8 protein-coding genes are annotated in these 15,659 nt (G+C 33.2%); 5 read left to right on the forward strand and 3 right to left on the reverse strand.

Annotation, left to right across the window (positions count from 1 at the left end; all coding sequences use genetic code 11):
• The first annotated feature begins 136 nt into the window (after positions 1 to 136).
• From ACWGOQ_RS17565 to ACWGOQ_RS17585, 5 genes are all read left to right on the forward strand, one after another.
• On the forward strand, positions 137 to 952 hold the full coding sequence (locus ACWGOQ_RS17565; protein ID WP_452059461.1) for a hypothetical protein: 816 nt from the start codon (positions 137 to 139) through the stop codon (positions 950 to 952).
• 164 nt (positions 953 to 1,116) lie between these two features.
• On the forward strand, positions 1,117 to 2,328 hold the full coding sequence (dinB, locus tag ACWGOQ_RS17570) for a DNA polymerase IV (protein ID WP_452059462.1): 1,212 nt from the start codon (positions 1,117 to 1,119) through the stop codon (positions 2,326 to 2,328).
• A gap of 164 nt (positions 2,329 to 2,492) precedes the next feature.
• Entirely contained in the window at positions 2,493 to 5,450 is a 2,958-nt protein-coding gene (locus tag ACWGOQ_RS17575; protein ID WP_452059463.1) for a DNA polymerase III subunit alpha, read from the forward strand.
• A gap of 569 nt (positions 5,451 to 6,019) precedes the next feature.
• Entirely contained in the window at positions 6,020 to 7,486 is a 1,467-nt protein-coding gene (locus tag ACWGOQ_RS17580) for a circularly permuted type 2 ATP-grasp protein (protein WP_452059464.1), read from the forward strand.
• 6 nt (positions 7,487 to 7,492) lie between these two features.
• The gene (locus tag ACWGOQ_RS17585; RefSeq protein WP_452059465.1) at positions 7,493 to 8,437 is read left to right on the forward strand and encodes an alpha-E domain-containing protein; all 945 of its coding nucleotides are present in this window, start codon (positions 7,493 to 7,495) and stop codon (positions 8,435 to 8,437) included.
• A gap of 102 nt (positions 8,438 to 8,539) precedes the next feature.
• Here ACWGOQ_RS17585 and ACWGOQ_RS17590 read toward each other — a convergent pair whose 3' ends face one another.
• Genes ACWGOQ_RS17590 through ACWGOQ_RS17600 form a run of 3 tightly spaced genes read right to left on the reverse strand, consistent with a single transcriptional unit; the run spans position 8,540 to position 15,396 of the window.
• Entirely contained in the window at positions 8,540 to 9,472 is a 933-nt protein-coding gene (locus ACWGOQ_RS17590) for a transglutaminase family protein (protein ID WP_452059466.1), read from the reverse strand.
• 6 nt (positions 9,473 to 9,478) lie between these two features.
• Positions 9,479 to 12,040: a circularly permuted type 2 ATP-grasp protein gene (locus ACWGOQ_RS17595; protein WP_452059467.1), complete on the reverse strand. Its 2,562-nt coding sequence runs from the start codon at positions 12,038 to 12,040 to the stop codon at positions 9,479 to 9,481.
• Between the two features lie 20 nt (positions 12,041 to 12,060).
• Positions 12,061 to 15,396, reverse strand: coding sequence for a transglutaminase family protein (locus ACWGOQ_RS17600; RefSeq protein WP_452059468.1), 3,336 nt, complete (start codon positions 15,394 to 15,396; stop codon positions 12,061 to 12,063).
• Between the last annotated feature and the right edge of the window lie 263 nt (positions 15,397 to 15,659).

Below are 15,659 nucleotides of genomic sequence, written 5' to 3' on the forward strand. Positions count from 1 at the left end.
ATCGATCACTTTGTTTATGGCTTAGCCATAAAAATTAGGATAAAATGCGTATTTCATCGATTAATGACATTTATTTTTGGATGTTACTTATAAAATATTGTATACTTGTACTGTTCATTAAAAAGCCCCCCTTAAAATGAAAAGAATTGCACCAATCGTAACTTTGTTTTGTCTTGTTATACAGGCTAATGCCCAAAATATTTATGAAGATGCCCTAACAGCTGCAAGTTATGCTTATTCACATTCTAAAAAAGCGCACGGAGCAAATAATGTGTTTCATACTCAAGAATACGCTGATAAAGCCATAGAAGCTTTAGAAAAAGTAGAAACTCTTACTAACGAATGTGGCTGTACAGAAGCTAATGAGACTGCTTATCAAGCTAAAACAAATATGGTTAGCTCTTTAGATCAGGATACATATGAGCGTAGTAGGTATTATGCAAAGCAAGCTAAAGATCTTGGTTCTAAATTATTAAAACAATTGACAGATTGCCGGGTTAATGGAAACAATAACGATTCTTACATTGGAGATGTAGCCAGTGCTGAAGAAGAAGAAATTGCAATTGCATCAGAAGAAGTCGCTCAAAAACAAAAAGAGTTAGAAGAACAAAAACGTCAATTAGAAATCGAACAACAAAAATTACAGCAGCAAATAGCTGAGCAAAAAAAAGCACAAGCAGAATTTGACGCACAACGCGCAGCAGAATTAAAAGAACAGACACAAGTAAAAGTAAAAGCAGAACAGGCATTACAGAAATTAGAAAGTGCCCTACAAGAACTAAGTATTGTTTTTGACGATGATTCAATATTCGAATCTCAAAAAGATTACTTGAGAAGTGAAAATGACTTACAAAATGAAACACTGAACGATACAAAAAATTTCTATGTAAATAGAGCCAAAGAACTTACTAAAAGTGCTATGCAACAGTTTGCTGGATATACAGAAAATTAATACAATTGAATTTTATTTTGTAGCCCCAAAATAAAATTTTTCAGAAACGGCATCTCATATGAGATGCCGTTTTTTTTATTTATTGTGAATAAATAGTGTGGTTAAATAATTTATATTTTGGAATAATTCCATAAATTTGGAATTATTCCAAAAATACATAACTATTGAGAACCATATTACACCTTGATCTGGATACATTCTATGTATCTGTAGAGCGTCTTATTGATAGCTCATTGCAAGACAAACCTCTTTTGGTAGGCGGTATAAGTGATCGTGGTGTCGTTGCAGCATGCAGCTACGAAACCAGGAAATTTGGTGTCCACTCCGGGATGTCTATGAAAATAGCCAAAGAACTATGCCCAGAAGCTACTATCATAAAAGGCAATGCCGGAACCTATAGCAGATACTCGGATTTAGTAACAGAAATTATTAAAGAAAAGGTCCCGTTATTCGAAAAGTCTAGTATTGATGAATTTTATGCTGATCTCTCTGGAATGGATAAGTTTTTTGGTGCCTATAAGTATGCATCAGAACTCAGACAAAACATCATATCCGAAACCGGATTACCTATTTCTCTGGGATTTGCTCAAAACAAAGTAGTATCAAAAGTTGCAACCAATGAAGCAAAGCCTAATAATCAATTAAAAATTGATTTTGGTACAGAAAAACCCTTTCTAGCTCCCTTATCCATCAAAAAAATACCAATGATTGGAGACAAAACCTTTCAAACACTACGGAGCTTGGGGATAAGACAAGTAAAAACCATACAAGAAATGCCTATAGACGTCATGAAAGGAGTGCTGGGAGTAAACGGATTAACAATTTGGAAAAGAGCTAATGGAATCGATACCACACCTGTTATAGCATTTTCTGAACGTAAATCTATCTCTACAGAAAGAACATTTGATAAAGATACTATAGATGTTTACAAACTTCGCAACATACTAGTTGCTATGACAGAAAATCTATCCTATCAACTACGCAGAGGGAATAAACTTTCTGCTTGTATTACTGTTAAAATTAGATATTCCGATTTTAACACCTACTCCAAACAACTTAAAATCCCATATACCAGTGCTGATCACATTCTAATCCCCAAAATTTTGGAACTATTCGAAAAATTATATCAAAAAAGATTATTAGTACGGCTAATCGGCATCAGGTTTAGTCATCTGGTGAGTGGAAATTATCAGATTAATCTTTTTGAAGACAATGAAAAACAACTCAATTTATATAAAGCTTTGGATCATATCCGAGAACGATACGGAGATCGTAGTGTCATCAGAGCGGTAGCGATGGGGTCCAAAACTATTGGTAGAATGCAAAACCCTTTTAACGGGCAGCCTCCTATTGTACTTGCTCATAGGAAACAATAATACACATAAGAATGATGGCATCCGGGCGGGCTATACACTATATCTTTTTTATACATCCTTCGAGGCTACGCTCAGGATGTATAAAAAAGGATGTCGTTGCTATCCCTGATGCTTTAAAACAATAAGTAACTGGAAGTAGTCTATATAATTCATCATTACCTAATATGTATCTAAATTGTCATTCATACTATAGCTTACGGTTTGGAACTTTCTCTGAAATAGACCTATTAGAGCTAGCAAAAAAAAATCAACTCGATAGTCTGGCACTAACAGATATTAATAACACATCCGCTTGTCTCAATTTTATCCGAAAAGCTAACGATTATCAAATCAAACCTATTATAGGTATCGATTTTAGAAATAATCACCATCAATTATACGTAGGGCTCGCCAAAAATAATGAAGGATATAAAGAATTGAATGATTTTTTATCCTATCATTCTCACAATAAAATTAAGTTTTCAGAAAATGCTCCACAATTTAAAAATGCATTTATTATATACCCCTTCAGACAAATACAAAAACTACAAAAAACCGAGTTCTCATCCAATGAATTTATAGGCATCTCTTTAAAAGAAATTCCTAACCTTCAAATTTCTTCTTACAGAAAGCTAAAAGACAGACTTGTAATACTACAGCCTGTTACCTTTAGGGATAAAAAAGATTTTAATACACATCGCTTATTACGTGCTATTGATAATAATATTCTACTAAGTAGACTGCCAGAAAGTCAACAGGCTTGCTTTTCAGAACAAATGACCTCAAAAAATAAAATAATGAACCAGTTTCGTGTGTTTGATTTTATTATTGAGAATACTAGAAACATTATAAATGAATGCGCTGTCAATTTTGACTTTTCTAAAAACAAACCCTCTTTAAATAAAAAAACATATACAGGCTGTATTGAAAAGGATAGCAAATTATTGAAAAAACTATGTGAAGAAGGACTTCCTTACAGATATAAAAAGCCCGATAAAAAAGTATATGATCGATTAGAAAAAGAGCTTGCTCTAATTATTAAAATGAATTTTGTATCCTACTTCTTAATTAATTGGAAGATTATTTCTTATGCTCAGGAGAAAGGGTATTATTATGTAGGACGCGGTAGTGGAGCCAATAGTATTGTAGCATACTTATTAAAGATTACAGATGTAGATCCAATCGAATTAGACTTATATTTTGAAAGGTTTATAAACTCGCATCGTACTAGCCCTCCTGATTTTGATATTGATTTCTCGTGGAGGGATCGGCAAGATATGACACGCTTTATTTTTGACGAGTTTGATAATGTGGCGCTTTTAGGAACATACGTCACTTTTCATTACAAAGGTGCTGTTAGGGAATTAGGAAAAGTGTTTGGGTTACCAAAGTTTGAAATCGATACACTTAGTGAAGGTAATTATGATTACAATTCTTTAGATCACCTCCATAAATTAGTGCTGATTTATAGTGAGCTCATTCAGGGAATCCCTAATTACATTAGTATTCATGCTAGTGGAATATTAATCAGCGAAAAACCGCTCCATTATTATGCTGCTACAGATATACCTCCAAAAGGCTTCCCTACGGTACAATTTGATATGATCATTGCAGAAGATTTAGGTTTATATAAGTTTGATATTTTGGGGCAACGTGGTTTGGCCAAAATTAAAGAAGCCATAAAAATTATTCAATACAATCAACCAGAACAAGCCAATTTCGATATTCATGATATAGATACCCTCAAAAAGGATTCCAATATCAAATCACTAATCAGAGAAGCTAAATGTCTTGCCTGCTTCTATGTAGAATCCCCTGCTATGCGCATGTTATTAAGTAAACTTAAAACCGACACGTATTTGGGGTTAGTCGCTGCAAGTTCTATTATAAGACCTGGAGTTGCTAAAAGTGGAATGATGCGTGAGTATATTCTTAGAGTGCATGATCCTAAAAGAAAAAGCCACTCACACCCTATCATGCAAGAATTGATGAGTGAAACTTACGGTATTATGGTATATCAGGAAGATGTCATCAAAGTAGCCCACATATTTGCAAAGCTCACGTTGGATGAAGCAGATGTGTTGCGCAGAGGAATGAGTGGTAAATTCAGATCCAGAAAAGAATTTAAAGACGTACAAAATAAATTTATTCAGAATTGTCGTGCTGAAGGGTATGACTCAACATTAATTTTTGAAATATGGGATCAGGTAGCAAGCTTTGCCGGATATGCATTTCCAAAAGGACATTCTGCATCCTATGCGGTAGAAAGTTTTCAAAGTTTATTTCTCAAAGCTTATTTCCCTATAGAATATCTGGTCGCTACATTAAATAATGGTGGCGGATTTTATCGGCCAGAAATCTATTTACATGAAGCAAAATTATTTGGGGCAAAAATTGTAACTCCGTGCATAAACACCAGCAAATATGAACACATTTTACAAAATAAAACCATATTTCTTGGATTAAGTATACTACGCAATCTAGACCACAAAACATCAGAACTTATTTTAGTAGAACGAGAACAACACGGAATATATGCATCTCTAAACGATTTTATCGATAGAGTATCAATAGGAATAGAACAAATTAGCATCCTCATTAAAATTGATGCTTTTGCTTTTACCAGAAAAAACAAACACGAATTATTATGGGAAGCATACTTTAGGTTAAATAGCATTTTGCCAGACCATAATCAACCGCTTTTATTTCGTGAAAAACGAACGGAATATCAATTACCCAAATTTGAAACATCTAAACTCGAAAATGCTTTTGAACAAATAGAATCTTTTGGGTTTCCTTTATGTGGATATTATGAAATTATGGCGTCTAAACCTGTTAACCAAAATAGGGCTAGTCAATTAAGAAATTATTTAAATAAAAAAATAGATATTTATGGGTATCTAATCGCCATGAAAAATACCAGTACATCAAAAGGTGAACGTATGGCATTTGGTACGTTTCTTGACCAATTTGGTGATGTATTTGATACTGTCTTGTTTCCTTCTGTACAAGAAAAATACAAACTTAGACATAAAGGAGTATATCGGATGTATGGTAAAGTTGTAGAAGAGTTTGGTTTTTTAAGTATCGAAATAATCAAAATCATAAAACAAGATTATATTCAGGATCCTAGATATATATAAGCCTGACTTTTTTAAATATAAATGTAACTTTGATTAAATCAGTCTATGTTGATACTGAGTCCTTTTAATAATAACCCAAAATATTGTTTAGGTAAAGGTGTAGATTTCCTTTTATAAACAAGAAGCTTTTAAATAAACATTGTGCTTCTCCCATGTAAACTATTTTTTTAATCCTCGGCATTCATTAAGTTTCTGATAATACTTGATCTAATTAATGAAGCATCAAATTATTTTAGACACCTCTAATCGTATAAAATAGTACACTATAGCCCACATAAAAAACTCATAAACAAACTGTTACAATAAAAAAATTAGGGATTTTATTTAGGCAACATAAACTTCATATAATAGTACAACCAAGTACATAAGATATTATAAATCAAATTTTTACAAAAAAAGAGAGGTAATATATCGTTAACAAAAATCTAGTTTTTATTAAGTATCATTACACAAACCACATGAATTAATCTTTTTTTTTGAAAAAAAAACACCATCTTTCTATAATTATTATAATATTATCACATAAAAAAATGATAAAGATTAATATATTCCTTACATAAATACTAATTATGAGATCACACAAAGATCACCCTATTTTTTCTTCATATTCGTTCAAGCAAGAAATGCTTGACGAAGTTTTTGGAGAGGACAATAAAGTGAAGCCTGTTTACCAAACATTGTTTGATATTTATGGATCGCACTCCGTGAATGATTTCTCTATTCTTAATGAAAAAGCAAAAACTTCCTTTTTTAATCAGGGGATTACTTTTCAGGTCTATGGAAATAATCAAACAAAAGAAAAAATTTTTCCTTTTGATTTATTTCCAAGGATTATAGATCCTCAAGAATGGGAACATATAGAAAAAGGAGTGTTACAACGTAGTACCGCTTTAAATTTATTTTTGTGGGATTTGTATCACGATAGGAAAATCATTAAACAAGGTATTGTACCAGAAGGCCTAATAGATTCCTCTGTTAATTATCTCAAAGAAATGCAAGGGTTTAATCCTCCAGGAGGAATTTATAATCATATTTCGGGAACAGACCTTATTAAACATTCTGATGGTAAATATTATGTATTAGAAGATAACATAAGATGTCCATCTGGTGTTAGCTATGTAATATGTAATAGAACTGCTTTAAAAAGAGCTCTATTTGGTGTTTTTGACAAATATCAAATACAATCTGTAACCGATTATAGCCAAAATCTTTTAGAAATACTTGAAACTGTAAAGCCTAAAGGGGTAGATAATCCTACATCAGTTGTATTAACTCCAGGTGTGTTTAACTCTGCCTATTATGAACATTCATACCTAGCAAAAGGAATGGGAGTCGAACTTGTAGAAGGAAGAGACCTTTTTGTAGAAAAAGGTTTTGTTTACATGAAAACTATTAATGGTCCTAAAAGAGTTGATATCATTTATAAGAGAATTGACGACGCCTTTATAGATCCAAAATCATTTAATAAAAACTCTGTCTTAGGAGTGCCTGGGCTATTTAAATCATACCTAAAAGGAAACGTATGTTTGGTAAATGCGCCAGGAACTGGCGTTGCTGATGATAAGGCGGTGTATACCTATATGCCTCAGATTATTAAATATTATCTCGATGAAGAGCCTATTTTAAATAATGTACACACCTACCATTGTAGTAGACCTGATGATCTTAAATTTGTATTAGAAAATATTCATAAACTAGTGATAAAACCAGTAGACGAAGCAGGTGGTTATGGTATTTCTATTGGGAATAAGCTTACATCAGAAGAAATTAAAAAGGTAAAAGATGTAATCAAAGAGAATCCAAGAAAATATATTGCGCAACCTATTATGTCTTTATCCGTTCATGCCACGTATATAGAAGGAGAAAACTCTTTTGAGCCACGTCATGTGGATTTGAGAACGTATACATTATTAGGAAAAGATAAAAATTTCACATTAAAAGGAGGATTAACCCGAGTAGCTCTTCAAAAAGGAAATCTTATAGTAAACTCTTCTCAGGGAGGTGGTTCCAAAGATACCTGGGTTTTAAAAAAATAAAAAAATATGCTAGCAAGAGTTGCAAACAATCTATTTTGGATGGGGCGTTATATTGAACGTTCAGAACATGTAGCACGATATCTATGTGTCAACTATTTTTCTTCATTAGATGCTCCAAATGAATATTCACAATCAAGACAATTTGTATTAAAATCGATGCTGTTTATGGTTGGAGACCCTCATCAATCAGAAGAACCATTATATGACTCGAATGTATTGTATGATATAGGGCTCAATCCAGAAAAATCGTACTCCATCATCAATTGTGTCAAATTAGCTCGTGAAAATGCCAATAGTGCAAGAGATCTTATCTCTACAGAATTGTATGAGGCAATTAATAAGTTTTATCATTTTGTCTTAAACTATTCTGTAGATGATTATGTAAAAAAAGGACTCTATGATTTTACAAGCAATATTATGGAATTCACTGCTATACTAAAAGCAAAAATAAGAACTACTCTTTTATATGACGAAGTATATTCGATCATAAAACTTGGGCTTAAACTCGACCGTGCAACTCAGGTAATTCGTATTATTAATGCCAAGTATAATGACATTCTCATAATTGGAAGCCAGGAAGAATCCAGTAGGGGTAGTATATTAGAATGGTCCACCTTATTAAAATGTGTTGAATCGTATGATATGATGAATCGTTTTCAGAAAAAGATTCCCAATAGCATCAATACCTTAGATTTCCTGATATTAAACCCAAACTGTCCCCGATCAGTAATTAACAGCCTTTATGGAGTTTCTGAACATATTCAAGTGTTATCTACAGAAAAAAATCCTTCAAAAGACTCTACTATTTTTTTAGTGAATAAAATTTACACCGAATATAAATACAAATATATTGAAGAAATCGAAGTAGATTTTCAGACATTTATTGAAAAAATACTAAATGATTTGGTTGCCATTAGTAAAAAGATGGAAAAAGAATATTTTGACTATTAGCAGTAACTTGTATGGAAGAAGCAATAAATCAACCTAAAAAAACAGAGATTACGGATAAGGTAAAACAATCACAACAACAACAGCAGTAATACATACGTTTTATTACTGCTGAGTTTGACTCTGCTGGCTTTGATATACCTCCTGAAACGGACGAATATCTACGGATACTTTTAGCTTACTTTTTCCGGAACTATAAACAACCCCTTTTAAAGGAGGTACATCGTAGTAGTCTCTTCCCCATCCTACAACTACGTGTTGATTTTTAGGGATTTGATTATTAGTGGGATCAAAATCAACCCACCCAAAACCTGGTATAAAAACTGCAAACCAAGCATGGGATGCATCAGTTCCAACCAATTTAATTTTACCTGGTGGTGGTACTGTCTCTATATAACCGCTTATATATCTTGCCGGTAAACCAATAGAACGAATACAAGCGATTGCTATTTGTGCAAAATCCTGACACACCCCTTTTTTCTCCTCCATCACATCTTTAAGAGGAGTAGAAACATTTGTAAAACCAGAAACAAAATCAAAATCAGTATAAATCCGTTGCATCAATTCATACGTAGCTTCAAAAATAGAACGATTTGGTTTAAAGGAAACTAGTGCGTATTTCTTAATACTATCTTCAATATTCCTGATTAATATAGACTCTAGTATGTATTGCTTTGCGTCTAATATTTCCTTACTATTTGCTTTCAATAGTAATAGCGCTTCAGAAAGTGTTACTTTTTTACAATTTTCAGAATGAAAGCTATCAAACACCGCTGTATAATCTCTTTTAACTATACTTGTCGAAGTTACTTCAAGTTTTCGGTGTAACTGCTGTAAGGAAAATCTGGTAATATGGTTTCCAAAAAAATCTATACGTTCAGAAAAATCTGTAGATGAGGGAGCTGGTGTTATCTGTATATTAAAATCAACTAATTCTTGCCCAAGACTTTTCCTAGGAATTAATGTAGCTATATTATGACAAAAACTTACATCAGCATCATAACTATATTGAGTACTATGAATGATCTTAAATTTCATGTTTTCTTATATTGGAAAGCTTTGAGAAGATAATTGATTTTGCCTTGATATATGATTAAAATATGTATTGGTTATTTCTATTGATGCCCCCGTTAGTAAAAGGTCGAGTTCTAATAATAATCGCTTCAAATTTTCACGCAGACCTGTTTGATATTGATCGGTCATTATTAAATTTTTTACCGATACATCTTTTAGTTTTGAATATGCTTCCAAAATATTTTTTTCGGCTAAATTAATTTGACCAGCATTCTTTGGTAACCTGCTTAGGTCTTTTTTTAAGCGAGATACCAAAAACAATAGAGATCGTCCATATTCTGAATTCAATAACACTAATGACAATGTGTTTTCTGTCGTAATATACGATCGGTAACTATATCTATAAATATTTAAACTTTCCTGGCTATTTAACAAACATTCTAATAACTCATATTCGGTGTAACTACTAGAAACCACAGGAGTTATCAATAAGTCAAGTTTTTTTATATTAAAGATACTTGCTTCTAAATTTAATCCAATAAAATACAAAAGCAATCCCTGATCAACCAATATACTTTCTTCTATCAATCCCATTATCGCTATAATTTTGGTAATCAACTGATCCAGTACCTTTAATACACTTTTAATGGAGGTATCCTGGTCATCCTTTTTATCTTCCATTGTTGTACATAGCTTTTGGATACCATCAAAAACCCGCCACATATCGGTTGACCATAAATTACGAATAGCGAAGTATGAATTGGTGAACATTGAAAGCGTATATGCTAAGCTACCGGTCTTGTTTTTGTCCAGAACCACGGCAAATAATTCCTTTCTTATATCTGATACGGGACTTTCTTTATCTGTACCAACAAAACCAGGAAAAGTATTCGTTAATTCTGTAACCCCTTTTAATAAAATTTGTAACTTTTCATCATGAGTAGTTTCGACACCTAATTCTATATTAGTAAGCTGCTTTAACACCATACGAAGGTATCTACCAGTAACCAAAGTTCTACCGAGATATCTACCTGCCCAATATAGGTTTTCTGCTGTCAAACTTGGTAGATCCTCTAATTTTGAAGCTGTAATTTTATCAGCATTTTCCCATATAGGGGCAATACTATTAGTTTCTTCAAATTCAGATAATACACAAAAGTCTTTACTAGTTCCACCACGTTGATTACTTACTCTAAGCGTTTTACTTTCTGGTGATACCCTTACCAACCCGCCTGGCATCACTTGATAATCGTCTCCCTTTGCTATAGCAAAGGTTCTACATACCATATTCCGAGGTTCTAGTTTACCTTCTATAAAATTTGGAACTGTAGAAAAAGTAATTTTTTCCTGAGCTACGTATAGATAAGGATTCTTGGATATTTTAATCCTCAAATCAATTTGTTGTTGCTCGCTTAATAATTCTCCAAAAACAATATCTTCTCTATGAGAACGATCAATCCGTTTAATAACAAATTTAGAAAGGTTATCCAGTACATGTTTTCTTTCCTTCTCTTGTCCACACCACCATGTAGCAATTTGTGGGAGCAGTAATTCTTCTCCTAAAAAATAGTTTGCAATCGCAGGCATAAAAGGTATGAGGCCCGAGTTTTCTATCACGCCACTTCCTATTGGATTAATAACAGTAACATTCTGTCTCCGAACAACATCTAATAAACCAGCAACACCGAGGTATGAATCTTCCCTCAATTCTAAAGGATCCATAAAAACATCATCTACCCTACGCAGTACAACATCTACTTTTTTTAGTCCATTTAAAGATTTCATCCAAAGAAAACCATCTCTTACCACCAGATCATTCCCTCTTACCAGAGGGTATCCAAAATATGAAGATAAATAAGCATGCTCAAAATACGTCTCATTATGAGGTCCTGGAGTAATAATAACTATAGAAGGGTTTGATTTTCTATCAGGTGCTGCGTTGATCAATAATTGATCAAAATCCTGGAAAAAATGATCTATTTTCTTTACACGATTTTTTTTATAAACTTCAGAAAGAACCGCTCCTGTAGTAAATCTATTTTCTAAAGAATACCCCATCCCAGAAGGTGCCTGAGTACGATCATTAACCACCCACATTCTGCCATCTGGACCTCTGGAAAGGTCAGATGCAAATATTGATATATATTTTGGTGTGTTATATTGTATATGATCGCACTGTCGTAAAAAACCTCTATGCCCATAGATTATTTCTGAAGGAATAATTCCTTTTTTGATAAGTTCTCGTTTTCCGTAGATATCCTTAACTACTAAATCCAGAAGATGTACGCGCTGCTTTAATCCTTTTTCTATCGTTTTCCATTCAGATTCCTTTAGTACAAATGGAATAATATTAAGATTCCAAGGCCTGTTCAATCCTTTAGGATCATTATAAACATTATAAGTAACACCATTTTCAGAAAGTCTCCAATCTATATCTTTCTGTCTAGATATTAACTCATTATGTCCCATACCAATTAGACTGTCCGAAATATTTTTCCAAGCTGGTTTTATATCCATCGTAGATGAAAACATTTCGTCATAACTATGTTCTTTGAAATAGTCTTTGGTTAATATCTCTGTTTTAAAATTCATGTAAGATATACTTTATCAAATCATTTTTTACGTAAATCTAATGTATGTGGAAATTCTGGGTCAATTGGCATCTCTTTGTATCTAAATCTTTTGGAACTTCCTTTTTCTTTAACACTTCTTTCCATATCCGAAGCACCTTCCTGCATACTCCCCTCTATAGTTTCAATCTCGCCTTGTGTATGCCCAAACTCCCAAAAACGATTAATTCTTCTTGATTCTGCTTCATAACTATTTACGGGATATGTATCATACGATCTACCACCTGGATGTGCAACAAAATAAGTACAACCGCCTATGGAACGACGGTTCCACGTATCTACAATATCAAAAATCAGAGGTGTATCCACACCTATTGTGGGATGTAAAGCAGAATACGGATCCCAAGCTTTATATCGAATTCCAGCAACAAACTCTCCTTTTGTAGAAGTACTTTTCAATTGTACCTTTACACCATTGCAAGTTAGTATATATCTTTCTTCTATAAAATCAAAAACTTTGATTTGAATACGTTCTAAAGATGAATCTACATAACGAGCAGTTCCTCCTCCAGTCATCTCTTCTCCTAGTACATTCCAAGGTTCAATCCCAGAACGTAATTCGATACGAATATTATTAATAGTAACCATACCATATAAAGGAAATCTAAATTCAAAAAACGGGTCAAACCAATTTTCTTTAAACTTATAGCCAGCTTTATTTAATTGTAAAACAATATCCTTAATATCTTCTCTTACGTAGTGCTCTATCAAAAATTTATCGTGTAACTCTGTCCCCCAACGCACTAAATTATGTTTATATGGTTTTTTCCAAAACCAAGAAACCAAGGTTCTTACCAATAAATTTTGAACAAGACTCATCTGTGGGTGTGGAGGCATATCAAACCCTCTTAGCTCTAAAATTCCTAATCTACCTGAAGAGGAATCTGGAGAATATAATTTATCGATACAAAATTCTGCACGGTGCGTATTACCAGTTAAATCAGTAAGTAAATGTCTAAATAAACGATCGGTAAGCCAAAAAGGAACTTCACCATCTTTTGGGATTTGACTAAATGCAATTTCTAATTCATACAAATTTTCTAATCTTGCTTCATCAATTCTTGGAGCTTGACTTGTTGGCCCCACAAAAGCCCCTGAAAACAGATAAGAAAGACCAGGATGATGCTGCCAGAAAGTCAATAAACTACGTAACAATTCTGGTTTACGCAACAGTGGACTATCAGCAGGTTTGGTGCCTCCTAATGTAACGTGATTACCACCTCCAGTTCCCGTATGCTTTCCATCAAGCATAAACTTCTCAGTTCCTAAACGTGCTTGTTTTGCTTGTTCATAAATAGTGAAAGTATTATCAACTAGATCTTTCCAATTATGAACCGGATGGACATTAACCTCAATCACTCCAGGGTCAGGTGTTACTTTCAGTGACTCTAACCTATTATCTTTTGGCGGCTCATAACCTTCTAAAATTACGGGAATATTCAATTCTTTTGTAGTCGCTTCAATAGCCGCCATAAGATCCAGAAAGGCTTCAGCCGTATCTAGTGGAGGTAAAAAAAGATATAACTTCCCCTCTCTAATTTCTGAACACAGTGCAGTACGAACAAAATATTTTGGTTGATTAGAATCCACCCCTCTTTTCAAAAACTCCTTGTGTCTTTTTGATACTAACCTTTTGAAGCTAGGTAAATTTTTCTTTTTTGAAAACAAATCTGGTTCATAAATCGGAAAAAATTCATTTTCTGGATTAACCATTAATGAATTTAAAGGTAACCTCAAACCTACGGGTGAATTTCCTGGTGTAAGAAATAAATGTTTTCTTCTAAAATTCCATTCACTCGTAAACCATGTATTCTCTGTGTTGTTGATTGGTAAAACATAACCAGCTGGTGTAGCAGTACCTTTTTCTAATATTTCTTGTAACTTTTTGACTGCCAATGATCCGTCCTCATCTTCGGCTGGATTAAAATCTACAGGAAGCTTACCTTCTTCCCATAAAGCATGAAAAGCATCTTCATAAGCTGACATGATTGTATTAGAAGATATTGCTAAATATGTTGTGAGTTTTTTTAAAAAAAATAAATCAGTTTTTTCTGGGATTATTGTGTTTGTGGAAAAAGATGATAACAAAGATGCATCGTGCCATATCTTCCTTCCGTCCTTACGCCAGCATATTTCAATTTGCCATCTTGGTAATGGTTCACCAGGGTACCATTTTCCTTGTGCATGATGTAATACTCCACCTTTGCCAAACTCATTCATTAATCTTTTAGAAAGATCTTCTGCAAGTTCTCTTTTTAGTGGACCATCTGCCGCAGTATTCCATTCAGGAGATTCCATGTCATCTATAGAAACGAATGTAGGCTCCCCTCCCATTGTCAATCGTACATCATTCTTTTCCAGTTCTTTTTCTACCTTAAAACCTAATTTATAAATTTCTTTCCATTGTTGTTCGGTATAAGGTTTGGTAACTCTTGGTGATTCTAAAATTCTATGTACAGCGTTTTCAAATTCAAATTCAGTTTCACATACGTCTGTTAGTCCAGAAACCGGAGCAGCACTTTCAAAAGAAGGAGTACAAGCTAATGGTATATGCCCTTCTCCTGCCAATAATCCTGAAGTTGCATCAAACCCTATCCAACCAGCTCCAGGAAGATATACTTCTGCCCAAGCATGTAAATCTGTAAAATCTTCATCCGGACCCGATGGTCCATCTAATGATTTTTCATCTGAAGCTAATTGCACCAGATATCCAGAGACAAAACGGGCACCAAACCCCAAATGTCGAAGTACTTGAACAAATAACCAGGCAAAATCTCTACAAGATCCACTTTTTTTACTTAACGTATATTCACAGGTTTGAACTCCCGGCTCCATTCTTATATGATAGTTTAGATACTCATATATCTTTCGATTCATATCAATCAAAAAATAAATCGTTTTACGAGGTGTCATATCTACCGTATTAAGAAAATCATTTAATAAAGGCCCTTTATCGGTAATTTCTAAATATGGAAGTAATTCTTTTTTAATCGTTTCATTATATGAAAACGGAAACTCTTCAGCAGATTCCTCAATAAAAAAATCAAATGGATTAATGGTTTTTAAATCAGCTATAATTTCTACAGCTATTGATAACTGTTTTGTTTTATCCGGAAAAACTAAACGTGCCAAATAATTACCAAAAGGATCTTGTTGCCAATTTAAAAAATGATTTTCTGGCTTAATCTTAAGAGAATATGATTCTATCGGTGTTCTCGTGTGTGGAGCCGGACGTAATCTAAAAATATGTGGGGACAGATTTACATTGCGATCATACTTGTAAACTGTTTTATGAGAAATTGTAACTTTTAATGCCATAAACTTATTTTAATCTGATTAATATCAAAATAATACTAATCTAACAATATAAAGTTATTTCTTAATTCTAAAGAAACCATATATTTAGATTAGTTTTTAACATTATTAGGACTTTAATATTAATTAAAAGCCTTTCTTGAGAACTTCTCATTATAAACCTGCTAAAAAAAGATTTATATACGCCCAAACAATAATCATAAAAAAACCCTTCATTATAAATAATGAAGGGTTTTAAAGGAAGGCGGCGACCTACTCTCCCACGA

The sequence above is a fragment of the Aquimarina ulvae genome, from assembly GCF_053613295.3.